Raw genomic sequence first — 1,267 nt, forward strand, 5'->3', positions numbered from 1 at the left:
GTGTAGATCACTCGGTTTCGGGTAGTATCCATTCGACTCCCCGCGCTTGAACACGGTGAGCCTCACACGAAGTGCTGCGCTCGTATCGGTTTCCCTGCGCCTTCCCGGGTACACCGGTTAGACTCGTCGAATAGATACACTCCCTGGTTCGTTTTTCAAAACGTACGACGGAACATCGGCTCCTCTCGATTCCTACTGGAGGTTCGCACCTCGGTCGTTTTTCGAGAGGCCTTGTATGCCCCGTCGCTCTATCGCCACCTGATTTCAAGCCCTATTGCACCGCCCTTCTCGGGGTGCTTTTCAGCGTTCGCTCACGCTACTTGTTCGCTATCGGTCTCGAGACGTGTTTAGTCTTAGCAGTCGATGCCTGCTAAATTCACGAGGGATATCCAACCCCCGCTACTCTGGTACTGACGCACGGTGTACTCGCTAATCTTACGGGGTTTTCACCCTGTATCACGCTCCGTTCCAGGAGACTTCAGATTAGGTTTCGACCGATGAGAGCCAGTCCGAACACCACATTGCCCGAAGGCTTCGGTTTGGACTGTGTCGCCTTCACTCGCCGTTACTGACGACATCGCGGTTTGCTTTCTCTTCCTGTTCCTACTAAGATGTTTCAATTCGGAACGTTCCCCATTGCGCGAAGCAATTGTGTAGGGATTCCCATTCGGAGATCTCCAGTTCTTCGTTTCCATGCAACTCCCTGGAGCTTATCGCAGCTTGGCACGTCCGTCATCGGCGCTCGAGCCGAGCTATTCACCAGATGGCACAGTAGCCATTCTGAGTGGAATTCGCCATGAACCCGATGGAATGAGTTCAGTGGGCGTCTGGATTGCACGTACACACGGTCGTCATTGTACGGCCTGGACCTTGGGCCAGGCGCGTCTCGAACCCTTCCCATCCGCGGTCTCCCGGGATGGTGCATCAGTTCGTTTCAGGACCAGAACGTCGGCCCGTCTCCCACTTAAGGGACACGGTCTTCGTCTGGCCCTGAGACATGGACCCACTGGGATTCGAACCCAGGGCATCCTCCTTGCAAAGGAGGCACTCTCCCACTGAGCTATGGGCCCACCTCACCCGTGTGGGTGAGGGGCGTATTGATAGTGTGAGCCACGATGGTTCGTAGGTGCCCGGTCGGACGTGGTGTCCGAACCGTTGCCAACGGAATACGGAAAGGTGTGCTCGTCCTGGCGGACCAGGACGAGTCACGGGACGTTAGGAGGTGATCCAGCCGCAGATTCCCCTACGGCTACCTTGTTACGACTTA

General features: G+C 56.1%; 1 tRNA gene and 2 rRNA genes. All 3 read right to left on the bottom strand.

Going from position 1 to position 1,267, the window contains the following annotated elements:
• A 23S ribosomal RNA gene (locus N5095_RS00015) occupies positions 1-784 on the bottom strand; the annotation flags it as partial.
• A 214-nt stretch (positions 785-998) separates the two neighbouring features.
• Positions 999-1,070: transfer RNA gene (locus N5095_RS00020), tRNA-Ala, on the bottom strand.
• A 147-nt stretch (positions 1,071-1,217) separates the two neighbouring features.
• A 16S ribosomal RNA gene (locus tag N5095_RS22455) occupies positions 1,218-1,267 on the bottom strand; the annotation flags it as partial.

Origin of the sequence: Halobium salinum, from assembly GCF_026586625.1 — an archaeon.
Taxonomy (GTDB): domain Archaea; phylum Halobacteriota; class Halobacteria; order Halobacteriales; family Haloferacaceae; genus Halobium; species Halobium salinum.